This window comes from Tepidimonas taiwanensis (assembly GCF_020162115.1).
In the GTDB taxonomy this organism is placed as follows: Bacteria; Pseudomonadota; Gammaproteobacteria; order Burkholderiales; family Burkholderiaceae_C; genus Tepidimonas; species Tepidimonas taiwanensis.
The window spans coordinates 1030937-1051699 of record NZ_CP083911.1 but is presented as its reverse complement, the minus strand read 5'-3'; the positions used below and the strand labels follow the sequence as shown (position 1 = coordinate 1051699).

The window sequence follows — 20763 nt, the reverse complement described above, 5'->3', positions numbered from 1 at the left end:
GCGCCATTGCGACCCGGGCGAGCTCCACAGGTGCAGCGCCCAGTCGGTGGCCACCAGCGCAAGCGAAGTCGGCGAGATCCCGCTGCACAGCTGCACCATCAGCACGGACGCCTCGCGGTCGAGCACCTCGGTGGCGTCGTCGAGGTGCCAGCGCGGCGGTGACTTCGTCGTCCCTGAAAAATTCATTTTCACGCCGCCCTTAGCCGCAGCTGGGCAGGGTTGGCGCCACTGGACTCGGTTGGCCGCCGCTGGGCGAGCCACCGGCCGATGAGGCGCACGGCCGCAATGAGGCGCAAAAAAGCTCGCCTCAAGAAGGGCACGCCCTTCTTCGTGATCATGCGCAGCAGCCAGCGGATGTTGTAGCCCGCCGCGCACAGCACCGCGTGCAGTCGGTCACCCTGCTCGCCCTTGAGGTGGCACCTGTCCATGCGGTGATCCTGCTTCAAGTGCCCGATGACCGGCTCGATGGCCTGGCGGCGCTTGAGCAGCTTGCGCTCCTGCTGCGTGAGGCGCTTGATCTTGCCGCGGTGCACCAGGCGCACATCCGCAATGTCGGCTTCCACCCCGCGGTAGCCCAGATCGGCAAACGCTGTGCTGGGCTTGATGCCAGTGTCCTGCATCAGGATCGTGGCCTGCTCCAGCTGCGCTTGCAGCGTGTGCCCGTCGTAGGGGTTGCCATGGAAGGCCCGGGCTGCGACGATGAGGCTGTGCTTCAGGGTGCTGGCAATGCCGACCTTGACGCCGAACTCGTAAGGGCAGCGGGCCTTGCCCTTGTTGATGCACTCCACCTCCGGCGCGTGCCAGGCGTAGAGCTTTCGAGTCCCGTCGGCGGTCTTTCGGTTGGCAGTCTGCGCCACCAGACGCGCCGCCTTGTTGAGGGTGTGGCCAAGAGCACTCTGGATGGCCTGCCCCAGGCGGCTGGCCTTGCGCTCGATCTCGCGCTGCAGCCTGGCCACGATCGTGCGCTGGCGCTTGATGACCCGGCGCATGCGCGCAAACTGCCGCGCGTGCGCATAGCGTCCTGCCTTGCGGGCCAGCTCCTTGCCTTCCTTGGCAAAGGTCTGCTTCAAGGCGATGCCGGCGGCCTTGGCCGCCTCCACCAGCTTGGTGCGTGCCGTCTCCAGCAGCCGGCTGTCGGTGGGGTGCGCCACCGCCTTGGGTTGTACGGTGGTGTCCACCACCACGCGCTTGAGTTCCTGCGGCTTGATGAGTCCGGTTTCCACCGCCACGTTGATGGTCTGCGCCAAGAGTTCTTCCACGCCTTCTTCGCCCAGCAGCCGGCGAAACTTCACCAGCGTCGTGGCGTCGCACGGCCGGCGATGTTCAAAGTACGCCCGCCCCGAGAAGAACTGCCATGTGGGGGTTTCGCCCCAGCGCTCGACCACCCCTTCGTCCGACTCGTTGAAGGCGTGCTTCAGATACAGCAGCGCGATCATCACGCGCAGCGGCACGCGGGGTCGGCCTGCGTTGGACGCCCGAGCTGCGCGCACCGGAGATTCGCCAAAGAGGTCCAGATCGGGCATCGCGACACCTGCGCGCGCTTTGCGCATGAACAGGTGCGACAGCCTTGCTTCCAACTCCTGCCACGGCATGCGTGAGGACAACACCGCCAGCGGATGGCGCAGGTCGATCATCTGATCGAGCCGGGCGCGGAAGAAGTCCTCGGTGGCGGGGCAGGCAAACATCGCAAAACTCCCAGAAAACGGCGCATCAGACCATCAAATCTGGGGGAAATTGTACTCGCAAACAGACAATAACACAAGAAAAATCATGCTGTTATGAATATTTCAGGGGCGACGACTTCGGCGTGCCCGCGGGGAGGCGTTCCTGGAGGGCGGCCGGCGACGCGTCCGACGCCGCGGTATCGGGGGGAACGGCGGAACGGGCTCGGGATGGGGACATGGCAGGCGCGAATGCAGACGACACGATGCTTGCAACCATAGCCGCAAATGCCCCGATGGGGATGACCCACCTCAAAGAACGGTCTGCGCGGGGGGCCTACAATCCGGGCTCCGTCGAACGGCGGCGCGTGCCGCAGCGGGGCCCTACGGGCCCGACGAAAGTTTCAGTGCCATGACACACGTTGTTACCGAAGCCTGCATCGCCTGCAAGTACACCGACTGCGTGGACGTCTGCCCCGTGGACTGCTTCCGCGAGGGACCCAACTTTCTGGCGATCGACCCGGACGAGTGCATCGACTGCGCAGTGTGCATCCCGGAATGCCCGGTGGGTGCCATCTACGCGGAAGAAGACGTACCCAAGGACCAACAGCACATGATCGCCCTCAACGCGGAGCTGGCCAAGCTGCCGACGTGGAAGAGCATCACCAAACGCAAGGCGCCGCTGCCGGAAGCCGAGCAGTACAAGGACAAGACCGGTAAGCTCGCGCTGCTCAAGCGCTAAGCGCTTGGGGAGTGCCACGGGCCAGCGGCCATGCGTGACAACGCCCCTTTGCGTACCGACGCCGTTGTGATCGGCGCAGGGCCGGTGGGCCTGTTTCAGGCCTTCCAGCTCGGTCTGCAGGAAGTCGGTGTCCACGTGGTCGACGGCCTGCCGTACGCGGGCGGGCAATGCGCCGCGCTCTACCCGGACAAGTACATCTACGACCTCCCGGCCCTGCCTGGCTGCAGCGGTGAGGAGCTCGCCCAGCGGCTGTTGCAGCAGCTCGCCCCGCTGCGGGTGCCGGTGCACCTGGGTCAGGTCGTCAGTGCCTTGGAACGCCTGCCCGCGGACGCGGACGCGCGCTCGCCGCGCTTTCGGCTGCAGACGGACGGCGGGCTCACGTTCGAATGCCGCGCGGTCGTGATCGCGGCCGGCGTCGGGGCGTTCCTGCCGCGCAAAGTCCCGGTTCCCGAACTGCAGGCATGGGAAGGCCGGCAGGTGTACTACCACGACCTGCCACCCGCGCAATGGGTCGGCCAGCGGGTCGTGGTGATGGGCGGAACGGAAGCCGCCGCCCGGCTCGCGCTCACGCTGGCGCAGGGCAACGCCGCGCACGTCACGCTGCTGCACCGCAACGACCGCTTCGTGATCGACGCCCCGCTCGACGAGGAGCTGCAGTCCGCGATCGGCGCGGGCTGGATCCGCCTGTGCCTGGGCCAGCCGGTCGGGGCCATAGCCACCGACGACGGGCGGCTGGAGGCGCTCGAAATCGCCACCGCGGACGACCGCCGCCTCGCGCTGCCGCTGGACCTGTTGCTGCCGCGGCTGGGCCTCAGTCCCCGCCTGGGCCCGATCGCCGAGTGGGGGCTGGCCTTGGAGCGCAAACACCTGGTCGTCGAGACGGCCGGATATCAGACTTCCGAACCGGGCATCCACGCCGTCGGGGACGTCAACACCTACCCTGGCAAGCGCAAGCTGATCGTCTGCGGGTTTCACGAAGCGACGCTGGCCGCGTTCGCCATCGCGCAGGCGCTGCGCCCCGACGAGCGCATCGCGCTCGAATACACCACCACCAGCACGCGGCTGCAGCGCCTGCTGGGTGTCGTGGACGGTGCCGGGGGTCAGGCGAGTGGCACACGCCGCATCGGCACCGGCGCGTAGCCGTGGTTGAGCGGGCCGTTGCCGTTGCCGGTGCGCACGTGCGCCCCTTCGGCGATCGCCCCGCGCACCCACGCGTGGGCGGACTGCACGGCCTCTTCCAGTGTCTGGCCGATCGCCAGGAACGCGGCGATCGCCGACGACAGGGTGCACCCCGAGCCGTGCAGGTTGCCGCTGGCGATGCGCTCGCCCGTGAGCCGGATCCAGAACGCGGGGGCCTCGCCGCGCAGCGCCAGCAGGTCGCTGACGATCTCACCCGGCAGGTGGCCACCTTTGAGCAACACCGCCCCCGCCCCACGCTGCAGCAGCTCGGCCGCCGCCGCTTCCATCTCGTCCACCGTCGCCAACGGCCGACCCAGCAGCAGCGCCGCCTCGTCCAGGTTGGGGGTGACGAGGGTGGCGCGCGGAAACAACTCGCGCACCAGCACGCCGATGGTTGCATCCTCGATCAGCGTGTCGCCGCTGGTGGCGACCATCACGGGATCCAGCACGACGTTGGGCAGGCGGTAGGTGTCGATCGCCCACGCCACCGCTTCGACGATCTCAGGCGCGTGCAGCATTCCGATCTTGACGGCGTCGACCCCGATGTCCTCCACCACCGCGGCAATCTGCTCCTTCAGAAACGCGGCCGGCACCGCGTGGATCGCGCGCACGCCCAGCGTGTTCTGCGCGGTCAGCGCCGTGATCGCCGTCATGCCGTAGCAGCCCAGCGCCGCGATGGTCTTGAGGTCGGCCTGGATGCCCGCGCCGCCCCCCGAGTCACTGCCGGCGATGCTCAGCACACGGGGGTACCGCTGGGACAGGGGATGGGCGAGATCGTTCAGATGCGACATGCGGCACATTATCCGCAAGTCGCCGGCGGTTGCGGGGAAGCCGCGCCGGGCACGGGTTTTCCCTCGGGTAGGATAGCGCCATGGCACGCGAGCATTTCCTGATCCTAGGCGCGGGTTTGATGGGCCGGCTGCTGGCGGTGACGCTGGCGCGCGCCGGCCACCGGGTCGAGATCACCGACGCCGCTCCGGATGCCACGGCCGGCGGGGCAGCCCGCGTCGCCGCTGCGATGCTCGCGCCGCTGGCCGAATCGGCGGTGACCGAACCGAACGTCGTGGCCATGGGGCGCTACGCGCTGCCGCGCTGGCGTACGCTTTGCACCACGCTCGAGGCAACGGTGTTCTTCCAGCAAAACGGCACGCTCATCCTGTGGCACCGGCAGGACGCGCGCGAGGCGGTGCGCTTCGAGGCGCTGCTGCGCGCGACGGCCGCGCGTGTGCCCGGCCTGCCCACACCGCAGGCGCTCGACGCCACGACGCTTGCCGAGGCGGAACCCGCCGTGGCGGGGCGCTTCGCGCAAGGGCTGCTGCTGCCGGAGGAAGGCCAACTCGACAACCGCGCCCTGCTGGACGCGCTGCTGCGCACGCTGCAAACGCTGGGCGTGGCCCCGCGCTGGCACACGCCACTGACGCTGTCCCAGGCGCAGGAGTGGCAGCGCGACCACCCCGGGTCGTGGGTGCTGGACTGCCGCGGTCTGGGGGCGCGGGACGAATGGCCCGCCGGCGGCCCTGCGGCCGGCCCGCTGCGCGGCGTGCGCGGCGAGGTCGTGCGCCTGTACGCGCCGGACGTGACACTGCAGCGCCCCACCCGGCTGCTGCACCCCCGCTACCCCATCTACATCGCGCCCAAGCCCGACCACCTGTTCGTCATCGGTGCCACCGAGATCGAGTCCGACGACCTCTCCCCGGCCAGCGTGCGCTCCACGCTGGAGCTGCTCAGCGCCGCCTACGCCGTTCACCCCGGCTTCGCCGAGGGGCGGGTACTGGAGCTGTGCACACAGTGCCGCCCGACGCTGCCCGACAACCTGCCGGCCGTCGTCGAACGCGCGCCGCGCGTGCTGCAGATCAACGGGCTGTACCGGCACGGGTTCCTGATCGCCCCCGCGGTCCACGATGCGGTGCTGGAGTACGTGGACGGCGGCACGACCGCGCTGGCGCAGCGCCTCGGCCTTGCGTTCGCGCGCCGTGCCGCGGATGCCCCCGCGCCCCTTTCTGCCGCCACCGCATGAACGTCTGGATCAACGCACAACCCGTCGAACTGCCGGACGCGGCCACGCTCGCCGACGCGGTGGCACACGCGACCGCCCAGCGCCCGGCCGATGCGCCGTTTGCCGTCGCGGTCAACCTGCAGTTCGTGCCGCGCAGCCAATACCCCCACACCCCCCTGCGCGAGGGGGATCGCATCGAGATCATCGCCCCCGTCACCGGGGGCTGAACCCGCCATGACCCCGTCCGCCCCCGCCTCTCTCACCGAGCCCGCCCTTGACGACGCCCTCACGCTGTACGGGGAGACCTTTGGCAGTCGGCTGATGCTCGGCACGGCACGCTACCCCTCCCCCGCCGTGCTGGAGCAGGCCGTGCGGCGCGCGCAGCCGTGCATGCTGACCGCGTCGCTGCGGCGGCACGGGGCGCTGGGCGCGGACGCCTCGCACGGCTTCTGGGCGCTGCTGCAACGGCTGGGCGTGCCGGTGCTGCCCAACACCGCCGGCTGCCACAGCGTGCAGGAGGCCGTCACCACCGCCGAAATGGCGCGTGAGGTCTTCGGCACCGACTGGATCAAGCTGGAGCTGATCGGCGACGACTACACGCTGCAGCCCGACACGCTGCAACTGCCGGTGGCGGCGGAGCAGCTGATCAAGCGCGGCTTCAAAGTCCTGCCGTACACGACGGACGACCTCGTGCTGTGCCAGCGGCTGCTGGACGTGGGCTGCCAGGCGGTCATGCCGTGGGCCGCGCCGATCGGCACGGGCCTGGGCCCCGTCAACCCCCACGCGCTGCGCACGCTGCGGGAGCGGCTGGACGTCCCGCTGATCGTCGACGCGGGGCTGGGCCTGCCATCGCACGCCTGCCAGGTGATGGAATGGGGGTTCGATGCGGTGCTGCTCAACACCGCGGTCGCGCTGGCCCAGGACCCGGTCGCGATGGCCGGCGCGTTCGCCGACGCGGTGGCCGCCGGCCGCGCGGCCTTTCGCGCCGGTGCGATGCCCCCGCAAACCACGGCGCAGCCCAGCACACCGGTGCTCGGGACGCCGTTCTGGCACCAGACGTGATCCCTATGCCCGCCACCGATCCCCGCGCTCCGAACGCCCCCTTGGCCCATTCGCACAGCGAGCCGACCGTCGACGACCCCGTGGCGGTGGTCGAGGCCGTCGTGCGCCTCCATGCCGATCTGGCGATCGCCCGCGATGCCGATCCGCATGCCCTGCCGGCCAGCCCCCGCGTTGCCGACGTCGCGTATGCGGCGGCGCGTCGCCTGGGTTTCATCGAGGCCGACGCACGCTGTGTCGCGCAGGCGTGGACGCACCGCTGTGCGCGCCGCGCTTTCGACCCGGCCGACTGGCCCGATGACCCCGAGGATTTCGGCTGGCACGCGACAGGGCCGGCGTTTGCGCCCTGTCCGGCCAAACTGGGCCTCTACGCCGTGCTGCCGGACGCCGAGTGGGTGGGCCGCATGGCACGCGCGGGTGTCCCCACCGTGCAGCTGCGCTTCAAACACACCGACCCGAAGCGCATCGCCGAAGAGGTTGAGGCTGCCGTACGGGCCGTTGCTGGCACGCCAGCTCGCCTGTTCATCAACGACCACTGGCGTGCCGCGATCGCGGCGGGCGCCTACGGCGTGCACCTGGGGCAGGAGGACCTCGACGCCCTCACGCCGGACGACATCGCGCAACTGCGCGCGAGCGGCGTGCGGCTGGGCATCAGCACCCACGGTTACGCCGAGATGGCACGGGCGCTGGCCGTGGGCCCCAGCTATATCGCGCTGGGTGCCGTCTTTCCAACGACGCTCAAGGCCATGCCCACCGCCCCGCAGGGCCCGGGACGGCTGCGGCGGTACGCCCGCGCCGCGCGGCACCTGCCCACGGTGGCGATCGGCGGCATCGGCCTCGCGGAACTGCCGGCGGTGGCCGCCAGCGGCGTGGGGTCCTTCGCGGTTGTGCGCGCCATCACCGGCACTCCCGACCCGGAAGCCGCAGCGGCCGAACTGATGGCGGCCTGGGCGCGCCTGCAGCGCACCCCGTGACCGTCCGCCATGGCGGCGACTCACAAGCGGCGCTCTACGAACGGCGTCCCAAGCGGATTTGGGGCGTTTCCGATGCGCTATAATTTTGTTCTCTTCCCCGATAGCTCAGTCGGTAGAGCGCCGGACTGTTAATCCGTAGGTCCCTGGTTCGAGCCCAGGTCGGGGAGCCAATGAAATCAAGCACTTAGCCCGCCACCCGGTGGGCTTTTTTGCTGGTAGAGCCATTTTTTGCTGCATTTTTGCTGCACTGAAAAACAGCTGCAGCGGCGTCGCTACACGTCCAGTCGTAACAAACGGAGTAGCGATTCCATGGCAAGCATCATCAAGAGGGGCCCCTACCAGTACCAAGCGACCGTGCGTCGCCGGGGCTACAAGACCCAGTGCAAGACGTTTGAGAGCCGCGCGGACGCCGAAGCCTGGGCGCAGGCGGTCGAGTCGTCCATGCACCGCGGCAAGTTCCGCGACCCAAGCGGCATCAAGCAAATCACCCTCGAGCAAGCCCTCAGGCTCTACGAGGAGAAGGTGACGGCCCACAAAAAACGGCCCCAGCAAGAGCGCTCGCGCATCAACAGGCTGTGCCGTCACCCCATGGCGCAGCGCTACATCGCCGAGATGCGGGCCTGTGACTTTGCCGAGTACCGCGACGAACGTCTGAAGCAAGTGGGCGCCAACACGGTCCGCCTGGAACTCGCGCTGCTGTCCCACCTTTACACCATTGCCATCAAGGAGTGGTCCTGGCCGTTGGAACACGAGGTGCGCAACGTCCGCAAGCCCAAGCCCCCCGCGGTCGGGAGCGGCGGCTGGAAGATGACGAGGAACAGCGCCTGCTCGCGGCCATCCGGCTGCCGAGCCGGCGGCAATGCTCGCTCTGGCTGGACGCGTGCGTTCGCCTTGCCATCGAGACCGGGATGCGGGCGGGTGAGATTCTCGACCTGGAATGGTCCCACGTGAACCTGAGGGTCGTGTCCGTCGTAGGGGTTGCCGTGAAAGGCGCGCGCGCCCACGATGAGGTTGTGCTGCAAGGTGCTGGCCACACCGACCTTCACCCCGAACTCGTACGGGCTGCGCGCCTTGCCGCGGCTGATGCACTCGACCTCCGGGGCGTGCCAGGCGTAGAGCCGGGGGCGATCCTCGTTAGCCCTGCGCTGGCGGCTCTGCGCCACGATCTGGTGCGCCTTGGCCAGCGACTCGCCCAGGGCCACCGAACCATTCCGTGCCACCAACGGCGGCGGGGTCGAACGCCGCTCGAACACGCCGTCGAGGCCGCCCAGGACCGCAACGAGAACATTGACACCAAGCCACACAGAGGCAGCCCAGGACTGGCGTCAGGCCCATCCGCCGATAGAACGATGCCATCGGTAGTACATCTGTCCCCGAATTTGGGCTCACGATCGGTGTCCAATATCGCCGTTGACTGGTCCGTTTGCCCAAGGAGCCCCCGGATGGAACCCGCACGGTCTGCCGACTTCACCCCCGAGCTGCCGCCGCAGCCGATCAGCCTCGACGTGCTGCGCGAGAAATACCTCAAGGACGGCGAGGCCGACGCGGAGGCGCTGTTCGACCGCGTCGCCCGCGCGCTCGCCAGCGTCGAGGTACCCGCACAGCGCGACGCGTGGACGGCGCGCTTTCGCGCCCACCTGGCCGCGGGCGCGATCGGGGCCGGGCGCATCATGAGCGCCGCTGGCACCGGCATCCAGGCCACGCTCATCAACTGCTTCGTGCAGCCGGTGGGCGACTGCATCCAGGGCGTGGACGAAGACGGCCTGCCCGGCATCTACGAGGCGCTGCGCGAAGCCGCGGAAACCATGCGCCGCGGCGGCGGCGTCGGCTACGACTTCTCACGCATCCGCCCGCGCGGCGCGCGCGTGCGCGGCACCGCCTCCACCGCCAGCGGCCCGTGCAGCTACATCAACGTCTTCGACCAGTCATGCGCCACCGTGGAGAGCGCCGGCGCGCGCCGCGGCGCGCAGATGGCGGTGCTGCGCATCGACCACCCGGACGTGCTGGAGTTCATCACCGCCAAGCGCACGCCGGGGCGCTGGAACAACTTCAACGTCTCGGTCGGGGTCACCGACACCTTCATGCAGGCCGTGCAGGACGACGCCGAGTGGGAGCTGGTGCACCGCGCCGAGCCGTCGGACGAGGCCAAAGCGGCTGGCGCCACGCGGCGCGCTGACGGCCTGTGGGTGTACCGGCGCGTGCGCGCCCGCGAGCTGTGGGACACCATCATGCGCTCGGCCTACGACTTCGCCGAGCCCGGCATCCTGTTTCTGGACCCGATCAACCGCGACAACAACCTGCGCGCCATCGAGCGCATCGAGGCGACCAACCCGTGCGGCGAGCAGCCGCTGCCCGCCTACGGCTGCTGCTGCCTCGGGCCGATCATCCTGCCGCGCTTCGTGCGGCACCCCTTCGGCCACGGCGGCGAGGCGGGCTTTGACTTCGCCGCGTTCGCCGACGCGGTGGCGGTGCAGGTGCGGCTGCTGGACAATGTGCTGGACGTGACGCACTGGCCGCTGCCGCAGCAGCAGGCCGAGGCGCAGGCCAAGCGGCGCATCGGCGTGGGCTTCACCGGGCTGGGCGATGCGCTGGTGATGCTCGGGCTGCGCTACGACCGCGAGGAAGGGCGCGCGATGGCCGCGCGCATCGCGCAGACGATGCGCGACGCCGCCTACCGCGCCTCCGTCGCGCTCGCCCAGGAAAAAGGCCCCTTCCCCCTGTTCGACGCCGACGCCTATCTGGCCGAAGGCACCTTCGCCAGCCGGCTGCCGGCGGAGTTGCAAGCGGCGATTCGCGCCCACGGCATCCGTAACAGCCACCTGCTGTCGATCGCGCCCACCGGCACGGTGAGCCTGGCGTTCGCCGACAACGCCTCCAACGGGATCGAGCCCGCGTTCTCGTGGACGTACACGCGGCGCAAGCGCGAGGCCGACGGCCGCCACAGCACCTACGAGGTGCAGGACCACGCGTGGCGGCTGTACCGCACGCTCTTCGGCGCGGACGCGCCGCTGACCCCGGCCTTCGTCAGTGCGCTGGAGATCGCCCCGGCCGACCACGTGGCGATGATGGAGGCGGTGCAGCCCTACGTCGATTCGGCCATCTCCAAGACCGTCAACGTGCCCGCCGACTGCCCGTACGAGGCGTTTCGCGACCTGTACCTGCACGCGTGGCGCGCCGGGCTCAAGGGGCTGACCACCTACCGCCCCAACGATATCGTCGGCGCGGTGCTGAGCACCACGCCATCGGAGACCGCAACGCCGGCGGCGACGGCCACCGCGGCATCACCCACCCCGTCGACCCCACCCGTCGACCCGATGCGCGCGGTGATCGAGAAGCGCCCGCGCGGCGCGCTCGACGCGGTGGCGGAGAAGATCGAGTACTGGACCGCCGAGGGCCCGAAAACGCTGTACCTGATCGTGTCCTTCCTGCCGGTGACGCTGGCCGACGGCAGCCGGCGCCTGCGCGCGATCGAGTTCTTCATGCCGGTGGGGCAAAGCGGCGAGTCGCAGCAGTGGATCTCGGCCAGCATGCGGCTGCTGTCGCTGGCGGCGCGCGGCGGCTTCCTCGAGCGGGCGCTGGCCGACATGCGCAAGGTCGTGTGGGACCGCGGACCGGTGCGCCTGGGCCAGCGCCGGCGCGACGACGGCACGCTGGTGCCGCTGTGGCACGACTCCGAGGTGGCCGCGATCGCCTACGCGATCCAGCAGATCATCGAGCGCCAGGGGCGCCGGTTGCACCCCGCGGCCGATGACGTCGGGGACGGCGACGCCCCGGCCACGGCGACGGCGGAGCCCAACGGCCCCGCCGCCCCCAACGGCCACGGCCATCCCCTGTTGGCCGGGCGCAAATGCCCCGAGTGCGGCGCGCGCGCCGTGATCCGCCGCGACGGCTGCGAGTACTGCACCGCCTGCGGACACGTCGGGGCCTGCGGCTGAGGACCGCTCGCCGGGACACCGGGGGCGGCGACTGGGTTTTCGATACATAATATGCACATAATGTGCATATTATTGTGACGGCCACACCCCACCCTTCCCCTGGCACCGGCGTGCTGTACGAAACGCCGGTCAAGATCTACCCGCGCAGCGTACGCGGGCGTTTCGACCGTTGGCGTCGAGCCATGGTGGTCTTGACCCAGCTCGTCTTTCTCGGCCTGCCATGGCTGACGTGGAACGGGCGGCCCGCACTGCTGTTCGATCTGGAGGCGCGTCTGTTTTATGTCTTTGGCTGGGTGTTGTGGCCGCAGGACCTGATCTATCTCGTGGGGCTGTTGGTGGCCGCGGCGCTGGCCCTGTTTCTCTTCACGGCCGTCGCCGGGCGGCTGTGGTGTGGGTACGCCTGTCCCCAGACGGTCTATACCGAGATGTTTCTGGCGATCGAGCGCTGGACCGAAGGGGACCGGCAGGCCCGCATGCGGCTCGATGCCGCACCTTGGGGCATGGCGAAATTCGCCCGCAAAGCCGCCAAGCATCTGCTGTGGGGAGCCCTGGCGCTGGTGACGGGACTGACGTTCGTGGGCTACTTTACCCCCATCCGCGAGCTGGTCGCTGAGCTGACCACGGGCACGCTCGGCCCGTGGGAGACGTTCTGGATCGCGTTTTACGCCTTCGCCACCTACGGCAACGCGGGCTGGTTGCGCGAACAGATGTGCAAAACCATGTGTCCGTACGCGCGTTTTCAGAGCGCGCTGATCGATGCGGACTCGCTCATCATCGCCTACGACCACGGCCGTGGCGAGCCGCGGGGTTCGCGGGCGCGCGGCGCGAATGCCCGAGCGCAGGGGCTGGGTGACTGCGTCGATTGCACACTGTGCGTACAGGCGTGCCCGACCGGCATCGACATCCGCAACGGTCTGCAAAACGAATGCATCGGCTGCGCCGCCTGCATCGACGCGTGCGACACCGTGATGGACAAGCTCGGGTATTCCCGTGGCCTGATCCGCTACACGACCGCGCGGGGATTGGATACGGGGGGCGGCTGGCGGGGCATGCTCGCGCACTCGCTGCGCTGGCGCGTCGTCATCTATGGCGTGTTGCTGACGGGGGTGGTGGGGACGCTTACCGTGGCGTTGATGCTGCGCCCCGGCGTGGCCGTGGATGCCCTGCGCGATCGCGGCACGCTCGCAAGCCTCGGCCCCGAGGGCGTGGCAAACACCTATCAACTCCTCATCACCAACCGCACCGAGCAGGCCGCGCGCTACACCGTCACGGCCACGGGACTGTCAGGTGCGCGCGCAGACGTGGCGCACCAACCCATCGTATTGCCCCCGGCGGGTCAAAGCCGGGTGGCCATCCGCCTCGTGCTGCCCCATGCGATCGCGATTCAGACTCGACCGGGCACACACACCGTGACGTTCGTGGTACAGAATGACCTCGGCGAGACGGCCACGGCAGCAGCGACGTTTCTCGTTCCGCGCTGAGCAAATCCTGCCATGACCCGTTTCTGGTGGATCACTCACGTAACGGCAGTCACAGCGAGTCTGACGTTGTTCACGGCGCGCTGGTGCGCCATCTTGGCCGGTGCACACTGGCCCCTGCGTCCGGGTGTGCGGGGACTCAGCGTTCTCATCGACACCGTCTTGTTGACGGCGGGGGTGGGGCTGTTCATCTCCGGTGGCTGGGCGTATGCGCTGCCGGCATGGCTGTGGACCAAGTGGGTGCTGTTGTTGGTCTACATTGGTCTGGGAACCTGGGCGTTGCGCCGCGCGCGGACACGCGCCGGACATGCCTTGGCGGGAACATTGGCGCTGACCGTGGCGGCGCACATCGTCGGTGCCGCCGTCTGGCGTCATCCGGCGGGCTTCTGGACGCCGTTGACCGCGGCCAACTGAGGGGACATGGGCACCAGCGTGTGCCACCCGGTCGCCACGGTCTCGTCGGTGGTCAGGTCCGCCAGCGTATAGCCGTCCAGCACCGCCAGATAAGCCTGCAGGGCTTCGTGCAGCGCACCGCGCAGACGGCAGCCCGGCATCAGCAGGCACGCCTGCGATGCCCCCGGCGCCATGCATGCCACGAGCTGAAAGTCACGCTCCGCCCAGCGAATGACGTCCCCAATGCGGATGTCCGCGGGCGCACGTGCCAACCGCAGCCCGCCCCCGCGCCCGCGCTGCCCCTGTAACCACCCCCCGTGCACCAGCGCCACCACCACCTTGGTCAGATGGTGACGCGATATGCCGTGCAACCGAGCCATGTCGGCAATGGTCACACGCCGCCCGGCGGCCTCACCGGCCGCGCAGTGCATCAACACCCGCAGGCTGTAATCGGTCCAGAGGGTCAATCGCATGATGGCAGAGTCATGTTACACGCTACCGGGCATCGTCCAACAGGAGGATGGACACCCGACGGCGCCCGGCCCAATAATGTGCAATCCTTATACACCTTTATGGAATCTGCTTATCATGTCCACCCTCGATTGGGCCGCCCTTCCGGTCGGTGAAATCGCCGCCGCTCATCCCGGTGCGACGGCTGTCTTCCGCCGCTTCCGCATCGATTTCTGTTGCAGCGGACAGCGCCCCCTTGCCGAGGCCTGTGCGGCGCGCGGCGTGTCGCTGGATGAGGTGCGCCAAGCGCTGGAGCAGCTACCGCAGGCCGTCGCTGACGTACCGCAGGAGCCCACCGAACTGATCGAGCACATCCTGCACCGCTACCACGACGTCCACCGACAGCAACTGCCGGAGCTGATCCGCCTGGCACGCAAGGTCGAAGCCGTGCATGACGATCACCCCGAGGCGCCGCTGGGTCTCGCGCAATACCTCGAGGAGACGCAGGACGAACTCCTCGCCCACATGGCCAAGGAAGAGCAGGTGCTGTTTCCGCTGCTGGCCGCCGGTGGTGCGCCGATGGCCCGCCATCCGATCGCGGCGATGCGCCTGGAACACGATGACCACGCAGTGCGGCTGGACAACCTGCGCACCCTGGCGCACGGGCTGGTGCTACCGGCCGAGGCCTGCAACAGCTGGCGCGCACTCTACAGCGGCCTGCAGCAGTTCATCGATGACCTGATGCAGCACATCCATTTGGAGAACAACGTGCTGTTCCCGCGCTTCGAGCGCGCCTGAGCCCCAGCCCCGTGGTGCCATGACCACCGTCACCTCCTATCCCACGCGGGCGCTGGAGCTAATTTGTCCGGCCGGCTCGCTGCCCGCGTTGCAAGCCGCCATCGACAACGGCGCCGATGCGGTGTATCTCGGCCTGCGTGACGCCACCAATGCCCGCAATTTTGCCGGTCTGAACTTCGATGAGCGGGCGGTGCGGCAGGGCATCGCGTACGCGCATAGCCGTGGTCGGCGGGTGTTCATGACCGTCAACACCTACGCCCAGGCGGGGCGACTCGCGCAGTGGCAGCGGGCGATCGACGCCGCCGCGGATTGGGGAGTGGACGCCGTCATCCTCGCCGACATCGCACTGCTGGACTACGCCGCCACCCACCATCCGCTGCTGCGCCGACATCTGTCGGTGCAAGGGTCGGCCACCAACCACGAAGCGATCGAGTTCATGCGCCGTACCTTCGGCATCAGCCGCGCCGTGCTGCCACGGGTGCTGTCCATCGATCAAGTGCGGTACGTGGTGGAGCACACCGAAGCGGAGATCGAGGTATTCGGCTTTGGCAGCCTGTGCGTCATGGCCGAGGGACGATGCCTGCTGTCGTCATACGCCACCGGCGAATCCCCCAATACGGCAGGCGTCTGTTCGCCGGCACGCGCCGTGCGGTGGGTGGAAACCCCGCAGGGACGTGAAGCCCGGCTGGGTGGCGTGTTGATCGACCGTTACGTACCCGGCGAGCCCGCGGGATACCCAACCCTGTGCAAAGGCCGCTTCGACGTCGAGGAGCGCCAGGGCATCTACGCGCTGGAAGAACCGACCAGCCTCAACACCCTGACGCTGTTGCCGCAACTGGCCGAAATGGGCGTGCGCGCCATCAAGATCGAGGGTCGCCAGCGCTCGGCCGCCTACGTGGCCCAGGTCACGCGCACGTGGCGTGCCGCCATCGACGACTGCCTGCGTCACCCGGGACACTTCACCCCCCAAGGCAACTGGCTCGCCGCGCTGGATGCGGTCGCCGAGGGACGCCAGCACACCCTGGGTGCTTACCACCGCCCATGGAGGTGACCTGCATGACGACACCCACGGTGCGACTCTCCGTCGCCCCCATTCCCTACTACTGGCCGCGCGAGACGGTCTTCGCGTTTTACGAGCGCTTGGCCCACAGCCCGGTGGACATCGTCTACCTGGGCGAGGTGGTGTGCTCGCGTCGGCACGAACTGCGCGCCAGCGACTGGCTCGACGTGGCGACCCTGCTGCGTGACGCCGGCAAGGAGGTGGTGCTGTCCACGCTCGTGGTGTTGGAGCACGCTGCCGATGTCGCCGCGATGCGCCGCACCGTGCAGCAGCCCGAATGGCTGGTGGAGGTCAACGACCTCGGCGCACTGGGATGCGCCGCCGGGCGGCGCCCCTTCGTGGCCGGTGCTCACCTCAACGTCTATAACGAAGCCACGCTGCAGCGCCTGCATGCCTGGGGGGCGGTGCGCTGGGTGGTGTCGCCCGAAATGGGGCGAACGGCGCTGGCGCATCTGCAACGCCACCGCCAGGCGGGATTGCAAACGGAGGTGCTCGCCTTCGGTCGCCTGCCCTTGGCCTTTTCGGCGCGCTGCTTTACCGCCCGCCATCACGACCTGCCCAAGGACGACTGCCAGTTCCGCTGCATCGAACACCCGCAGGGGTTGACCGTGCGCACGCGCGAGGCGGACAAATTTCTCGTGATCAACGGCATACAGACCCAGTCGGCCGCGGTGCACAACCTGCTCGACGCCTGGCCCGATCTGGAGGAGCTGCGCGTCGACGTGGCGCGCCTGACCCCGATGCCGCAGCATTTCGATGCATGCGTCGAGCTGTTCGACGCCGTGCGACGCCACACGCTGGAGCCTGCCAAGGCGCGCACAGCGCTGCTGGCCCTGCTCGACAGCGCCGATTGCAACGGCTATTGGTTCGATCAGGCGGGCCTGCTGCGCATCGAACCAGATCACGTGGAGCCCGCACATGCGATCGCTTGATCTCGCCCGCACGCTGACGCTGCCCCCCTGGGTCGCGCGCCTGGTCGGGCGTCTGCCCATGTGGCCACCCAGCCGCTTGCTCGCGCTCGTGCTCAACCAGGTGGTACGCCCGCATCTGGCCGAAGACGTGATCCCGGCCATCGACGGTCGCACCCTGCGTGTGGAAGTGTACGACGCGGGCCTGCGACTCGACGTCGTATGGCAACAAGGGGCCTTTCGCCCCGCTGCCGCGGGGCAGTCGTGCGAACTCGTGATTCGCGCCAGCGCCTGGGACTTCGGTCGATTGCTGCTGCGGCGCGAGGACCCTGACACCCTGTTTTTTGCGCGTCGGCTGTGCATCGAAGGTGACACCGAACTGGGATTGCATGTCAAGAACACGCTCGATGCATTGCCCGCGGACGCGTGGCTGAGTCCCGCGCTGCCTGCGCCCGTGCGCCAGTGGCTGGCGCGCCATCTTCTCAACACACCATGAGCGACACAACTGTTCCTATTGTCTACGCATGCTCGGGCTGCTCCAGCGCGGCCCAGACCGCCAATCAGGTCGCACTGCGCCTCGACCGCGAAGGCGTTGCCGAAATGTCATGTATCTCCGGCGTCGGTGGTGACGTGCCGCAGCTCGTGCGGGTCGCCACCAGCGGACGTCCCATCATCGCCCTGGATGGATGCCCACTGTGCTGCGTCGCGCACTGCCTCAAGCGCCATGGTGTCACCCCGACTCAGCACCACCGCCTGCACGAGTACGGTGTGCGCAAGCGCACCCACGAGGATGCCGATCCCGAGGCGGTCGAACGCGTGCTCCGCCTCGTGCGCGCAGCGTGGCAGCAGCACGCCACGGTCGCGGTGTAAGGCCGTGCGCATCTTCGTCGCGATTACCGGGGCCAGCGGCGCCCTCTACGGGGTACGTTTGTTGCAGCGCCTGCACGGCAGCGGCGTGGCGGAGGTACACGCAGCCCTGTCGCACGCGGGCGAACGGACCCTGCGCCATGAACTCGATCTCACGCCCGATGATCTGCGCCCGCACGCGCACGTCTGGCATGGGATCGACGACATTGGTGCCGCCCCCGCCAGCGGCTCGGCACGGTTTGCCGCGATGGCGATCACGCCGTGCTCCATGCGCACCCTGGCCGCCATCGCCTGTGGACTGGCAGACAACCTGGTCACCCGTGCCGCCGATGTCATGCTCAAGGAACGCCGACGCCTGTTGCTGGCCCCGCGGGAAACCCCCCTGCACGCGCTGCACTTGCGACACATGCTGACCCTGACGGAAATGGGTGCCATCGTCAGCCCCCCCATGCCCGCGCTGTATTGGCGCGTGCGCACCGTGGAGGAACTCGTCGATCGCACCGTCGATCGCTGGCTCGATCTGCTCGACGCGGCGGACACCGACGTGCAGCGCTGGAACCCCCAGGATGCGCGGGCATGACGGACACATTCGACGACCTGCGGGTCTTCCTGCGCGCACTGCGCGACGACGGTGACTTACGCACCGTCGACGCCCCCGTATCGCCGCACCTCGAAGTCTCGGCACTGGCCGATCTCGTGCTGCGCCGCCACGGTCCGGCCCTGCTGCTGCGTCGCCCCCAGGGCTGCGACATACCGCTGCTGACGAATCTATTCGGCACCCGCAGGCGCATCGAACGGGCCCTGGGGGTGCAGGGCGTCGAGGGGTTGCGTGCCTTGGGCCGCCAGCTCGCCCAGTTGCGTGAACCACCCGTGCCGCATGGGTGGCAGGATCTGGCCCAGTTGCGCCCCTTGGCCGGTGCCGCCTGGCACATGCGCCCCAAGGTTGTCCGCAGCGGCCCCGTGCATGATCAGATCTGGCTCGACGAGGGCATCGATCTCGAACGCTGGCCGGTATGCACCTGCTGGCCCGGCGACGCCGGACCGCTCATCACGTGGGGTTTGGTCATCACACGTGGACCCCGGCATCCGCGCCACAACATCGGCGTCTACCGTGTTCAGGTGATCGATCGCCGGCGCGTTATCGTGCGGTGGCTGCCACACCGGGGCGGCGCGCTGGATTTCGCCGATCACCGCCAACGTCATCCGGGTGAACCGTTCCCCGTGGCCATCGCGATCGGGGCCGACCCGGCCACGATGCTCGCGGCGGTCATGCCCATTCCGGACACGCTGTCGGAATTCCAGTTCGCCGGCGTGCTGCGCGGCGCGCGCAGCGAGGTGGTGCGCGCGCGCACGGTACCGCTGTGGGTACCCGCGCGCGCCGAGCTGGTGCTAGAAGGCTGGATCCACCCCAAACCTTCGCACCCCAGCGGATGGGAACACGCGCTGGAAGGTCCGTTTGGTGACCACACGGGCTATGTGAACGAGGCCGCCGAGTTCCCGGTGCTGACCCTGTCCGCACTGACACACCGGGACGATCCGATCTATTTGAGCACCCACACCGGCCGTCCGCCGGACGAGCCATCGGTTCTGGGCGGTACCCTCAACGAGCTGTTCGTGCCGCTGCTGCAGCAACAACTTCCGGAAGTGGCGGACTGCTACCTGCCCCCCGCCGCCTGCAGCTACCGCATCGCCATCGTCGCCATCCGCAAGCAGTATCCCGGGCACGCCAAACGCGTGATGATGGGCCTGTGGAGCCTGCTGCGCCAGTTCCTCTACACCAAGATGATCGTCGTCGTGGACGACGATATCGATATCCGCAACATCGACGACGTCCTGTGGGCTATCAGCACCCGGGCCGACCCCGTGCGCGACAGCTGGTTGATCGAACGCACCCCCATCGACGAACTCGACTTCGCCGCGCCCAGCCCGGCGCTGGGCGGCAAACTCGGGCTGGACGCAACGCGCAAATGGCCAGACGAGGCCGCTCGCCGCTCGGCCCCCGAGATCACCCCCGACCCTCAGGTGCGCGCGCGCGTGGAGGCGCTGGCCGCGTCAATCGGTCTCGCCTGAGGCGACGCGGCACCACCGATTGCGCGCCGCCGCATCATGTCGTCGCCCATCGCGCGCAGCGCCGCGTCGTCCATGCATGCCTGCGCTGCCGGAAACACCGTTTGTTCCTCCAGGGCGATGTGAGCCTCGTAGCGCTCGGCAAAACGTTGCAGCAGCACCGCCTCGTCAGCCGATGTCTTCCACTGCGCGCCCAAGGGAGCGTCCACCACGCGCTGCAACCATGCCCGCACCGCCGGCCAATCCGCCGCCATCGCCACGTGATCGGCCTGTAGGCGCGTCACCGCCGCCAACAGTGCGGCGTCTACACCGGCGAGCAGCCGCGGAAACACATGCCTCTCCTCATCTTCGTGGTGCAGAGGCGCCGCCAAGTCGAAGTAGCGCTGTACCTGCTGTGCAGCCTCCTTCGCCTGGCGATCGACCGCGGCGCGCTGCTGCAGATGCACCTGCAGGCGCTGCAGCAGATGGGCCATGCGCTCCACCCGGTCGTGGCACGCGCGCAGCCACTCAAACGGGGCATCGTGGTCGGCCTGGGGAGCCGCGGGGTCACTCAACGCGATCATGCCGACACCCCAGTCGCCGCTGGCGGCGTCCACACCGAAAAGAAGGCCGCCGGCTGTGGCCGCTCACGCGGGGTTTTGGCCTGTCTCACGGTTCCTATGCTCAGAAAACACACCGGGATGTCGGTGTCGGACAGAGCAAACGCGCGACGCAACACCGCCGAGTCCAGCGCCTTGCCGCTGGTCAGCGCCGAACCATACCCCATCGCCGTGGCCACCAGCATGACGTTTTGCACCGCGCAACCCGCGCTGATAAGCCGCTCGCGCACGGGCACATCCTCGTGCGGCCGTCCATCGACCACCAGCAGCCATAGCAGGGGAGCGCGCGCGGCCTTTTCACGCGCCTGCGCCTGCTGCTCGGCGGTGGCGGTTGGATCCCGCTCGCGCAGCGCCTGCGCAAACACTTCGCCCAGCGCGGCGCGCGCACATGGCGGCACAGCGATCAAACGCCATGGCAGCAGCCGTTCGTGATCCGGAGCGGCCGCTGCCGCCTGCAGCAACGCCTCGCATTGCCGTGCATCGGGTCCGGGCGCGGTCAAACGCTTGGGCAGCACGGTCTGGCGCTGCTGGACCCATTGCAAGGCCCAGGCCGCCGACTCCTCGCGCCAAGGATCGCCCACAGACGTGTCACACATA

At 68.8% G+C, this 20763-nt stretch carries 22 protein-coding genes, 1 tRNA gene and 2 pseudogenes; 18 read left to right on the top strand and 7 right to left on the bottom strand.

Annotation, left to right across the window (positions count from 1 at the left end; genetic code table 11):
- Positions 1 to 24: 24 nt before the first annotated feature.
- Positions 25 to 186, bottom strand: a pseudogene (locus LCC91_RS04855) (poly-beta-hydroxybutyrate polymerase N-terminal domain-containing protein); the annotation flags it as partial.
- Between the two features lie 2 nt (positions 187 to 188).
- Positions 189 to 1685, bottom strand: a complete 1497-nt coding sequence (locus LCC91_RS04850; protein WP_224440884.1) for an IS5 family transposase — start codon at positions 1683 to 1685, stop codon at positions 189 to 191.
- A 388-nt stretch (positions 1686 to 2073) separates the two neighbouring features.
- Here LCC91_RS04850 and fdxA point away from each other — a divergent pair, with 388 nt between their 5' ends.
- Both fdxA and LCC91_RS04840 read left to right on the top strand, forming a co-directional pair.
- Positions 2074 to 2403, top strand: coding sequence for a ferredoxin FdxA (gene fdxA / locus LCC91_RS04845; RefSeq protein WP_043703243.1), 330 nt, complete (start codon positions 2074 to 2076; stop codon positions 2401 to 2403).
- 30 nt (positions 2404 to 2433) lie between these two features.
- Positions 2434 to 3543 (top strand): NAD(P)/FAD-dependent oxidoreductase, encoded by a 1110-nt coding sequence (locus LCC91_RS04840; RefSeq protein ID WP_143898286.1) that lies wholly within the window; start codon positions 2434 to 2436, stop codon positions 3541 to 3543.
- Here LCC91_RS04840 and thiD read toward each other — a convergent pair.
- Positions 3504 to 4373, bottom strand: coding sequence for a bifunctional hydroxymethylpyrimidine kinase/phosphomethylpyrimidine kinase (gene thiD / locus LCC91_RS04835; RefSeq protein ID WP_058615602.1), 870 nt, complete (start codon positions 4371 to 4373; stop codon positions 3504 to 3506). The two genes, LCC91_RS04840 and thiD, sit on opposite strands and share 40 nt — an antisense overlap.
- Positions 4374 to 4453: 80 nt before the next feature.
- On the opposite strand from thiD, the gene LCC91_RS04830 reads away from it, so the two are divergent.
- From LCC91_RS04830 to LCC91_RS04805, 6 genes are all read left to right on the top strand, one after another.
- The gene (locus tag LCC91_RS04830; protein ID WP_143898284.1) at positions 4454 to 5599 is read left to right on the top strand and encodes an FAD-dependent oxidoreductase; all 1146 of its coding nucleotides are present in this window, start codon (positions 4454 to 4456) and stop codon (positions 5597 to 5599) included.
- A complete protein-coding gene (gene thiS / locus LCC91_RS04825; RefSeq protein WP_143898282.1) occupies positions 5596 to 5805 on the top strand; it encodes a sulfur carrier protein ThiS in 210 nt (69 codons plus the stop codon). The genes LCC91_RS04830 and thiS overlap by 4 nt, the downstream gene beginning before the upstream one ends.
- 7 nt (positions 5806 to 5812) lie before the next feature.
- On the top strand, positions 5813 to 6640 hold the full coding sequence (locus LCC91_RS04820) for a thiazole synthase (RefSeq protein ID WP_143898280.1): 828 nt from the start codon (positions 5813 to 5815) through the stop codon (positions 6638 to 6640).
- Positions 6641 to 6681: 41 nt separating this feature from the next.
- A complete protein-coding gene (locus LCC91_RS04815) occupies positions 6682 to 7611 on the top strand; it encodes a thiamine phosphate synthase (protein ID WP_224441031.1) in 930 nt (309 codons plus the stop codon).
- Between the two features lie 94 nt (positions 7612 to 7705).
- A tRNA-Asn gene (locus tag LCC91_RS04810) sits at positions 7706 to 7781 on the top strand.
- A 139-nt stretch (positions 7782 to 7920) separates the two neighbouring features.
- Positions 7921 to 8562: a phage integrase gene (locus LCC91_RS04805; protein ID WP_185974914.1), complete on the top strand. Its 642-nt coding sequence runs from the start codon at positions 7921 to 7923 to the stop codon at positions 8560 to 8562.
- Positions 8563 to 8576: 14 nt separating this feature from the next.
- On the opposite strand, the pseudogene LCC91_RS04800 reads toward LCC91_RS04805, so the two are convergent.
- Positions 8577 to 8735: pseudogene (locus LCC91_RS04800) on the bottom strand (IS5/IS1182 family transposase); the annotation flags it as partial.
- A 318-nt stretch (positions 8736 to 9053) separates the two neighbouring features.
- Between LCC91_RS04800 and LCC91_RS04795 the strand changes: the two are divergent.
- The 3 genes from LCC91_RS04795 (at position 9054) to LCC91_RS04785 (ending at position 13438) form a co-directional block, all read left to right on the top strand.
- Positions 9054 to 11546 carry an adenosylcobalamin-dependent ribonucleoside-diphosphate reductase gene (locus LCC91_RS04795; RefSeq protein WP_143898294.1) on the top strand — a complete coding sequence of 831 codons (2493 nt, stop codon included), beginning with the start codon at positions 9054 to 9056 and terminating at the stop codon, positions 11544 to 11546.
- Positions 11547 to 11608: 62 nt separating this feature from the next.
- Positions 11609 to 13027, top strand: coding sequence for a cytochrome c oxidase accessory protein CcoG (ccoG, locus tag LCC91_RS04790; RefSeq protein ID WP_318010117.1), 1419 nt, complete (start codon positions 11609 to 11611; stop codon positions 13025 to 13027).
- Positions 13028 to 13039: 12 nt separating this feature from the next.
- Positions 13040 to 13438, top strand: a complete 399-nt coding sequence (locus tag LCC91_RS04785) for a SirB2 family protein (RefSeq protein WP_143898275.1) — start codon at positions 13040 to 13042, stop codon at positions 13436 to 13438.
- Here LCC91_RS04785 and LCC91_RS04780 read toward each other — a convergent pair.
- Complete coding sequence (locus LCC91_RS04780) at positions 13396 to 13890, bottom strand: Rrf2 family transcriptional regulator (protein ID WP_143898273.1); 495 nt, start codon at positions 13888 to 13890, stop codon at positions 13396 to 13398. The genes LCC91_RS04785 and LCC91_RS04780 overlap by 43 nt on opposite strands.
- Positions 13891 to 14005: 115 nt before the next feature.
- Between LCC91_RS04780 and ytfE the strand changes: the two genes are divergently transcribed.
- The 7 genes from ytfE to LCC91_RS04745 are packed head-to-tail and all read left to right on the top strand — an operon-like array spanning position 14006 to position 19570.
- Entirely contained in the window at positions 14006 to 14665 is a 660-nt protein-coding gene (gene ytfE, locus LCC91_RS04775; RefSeq protein ID WP_143898271.1) for an iron-sulfur cluster repair protein YtfE, read from the top strand.
- 19 nt (positions 14666 to 14684) lie between these two features.
- Complete coding sequence (gene ubiU, locus LCC91_RS04770) at positions 14685 to 15716, top strand: ubiquinone anaerobic biosynthesis protein UbiU (protein ID WP_143898269.1); 1032 nt, start codon at positions 14685 to 14687, stop codon at positions 15714 to 15716.
- A gap of 5 nt (positions 15717 to 15721) precedes the next feature.
- Entirely contained in the window at positions 15722 to 16657 is a 936-nt protein-coding gene (locus tag LCC91_RS04765; protein ID WP_224441030.1) for a U32 family peptidase, read from the top strand.
- A complete protein-coding gene (gene ubiT / locus LCC91_RS04760; protein WP_143898267.1) occupies positions 16644 to 17129 on the top strand; it encodes a ubiquinone anaerobic biosynthesis accessory factor UbiT in 486 nt (161 codons plus the stop codon). Before LCC91_RS04765 ends, ubiT begins: the two co-directional genes overlap by 14 nt.
- Positions 17126 to 17503, top strand: a complete 378-nt coding sequence (locus LCC91_RS04755) for a putative zinc-binding protein (RefSeq protein ID WP_143898265.1) — start codon at positions 17126 to 17128, stop codon at positions 17501 to 17503. The genes ubiT and LCC91_RS04755 overlap by 4 nt, the downstream gene beginning before the upstream one ends.
- 4 nt (positions 17504 to 17507) lie before the next feature.
- Positions 17508 to 18080: a UbiX family flavin prenyltransferase gene (locus LCC91_RS04750; protein ID WP_224441029.1), complete on the top strand. Its 573-nt coding sequence runs from the start codon at positions 17508 to 17510 to the stop codon at positions 18078 to 18080.
- Entirely contained in the window at positions 18077 to 19570 is a 1494-nt protein-coding gene (locus LCC91_RS04745; RefSeq protein ID WP_143898261.1) for a UbiD family decarboxylase, read from the top strand. The genes LCC91_RS04750 and LCC91_RS04745 overlap by 4 nt, the downstream gene beginning before the upstream one ends.
- Here LCC91_RS04745 and LCC91_RS04740 read toward each other — a convergent pair.
- Together LCC91_RS04740 and LCC91_RS04735 are read right to left on the bottom strand one after the other, a co-directional pair.
- Positions 19519 to 20130, bottom strand: a complete 612-nt coding sequence (locus LCC91_RS04740) for a hemerythrin domain-containing protein (protein ID WP_143898259.1) — start codon at positions 20128 to 20130, stop codon at positions 19519 to 19521. The two genes, LCC91_RS04745 and LCC91_RS04740, sit on opposite strands and share 52 nt — an antisense overlap.
- Positions 20127 to 20762, bottom strand: coding sequence for a nitroreductase family protein (locus LCC91_RS04735; RefSeq protein ID WP_052231754.1), 636 nt, complete (start codon positions 20760 to 20762; stop codon positions 20127 to 20129). Before LCC91_RS04735 ends, LCC91_RS04740 begins: the two co-directional genes overlap by 4 nt.
- Position 20763: the final 1 nt, after the last annotated feature.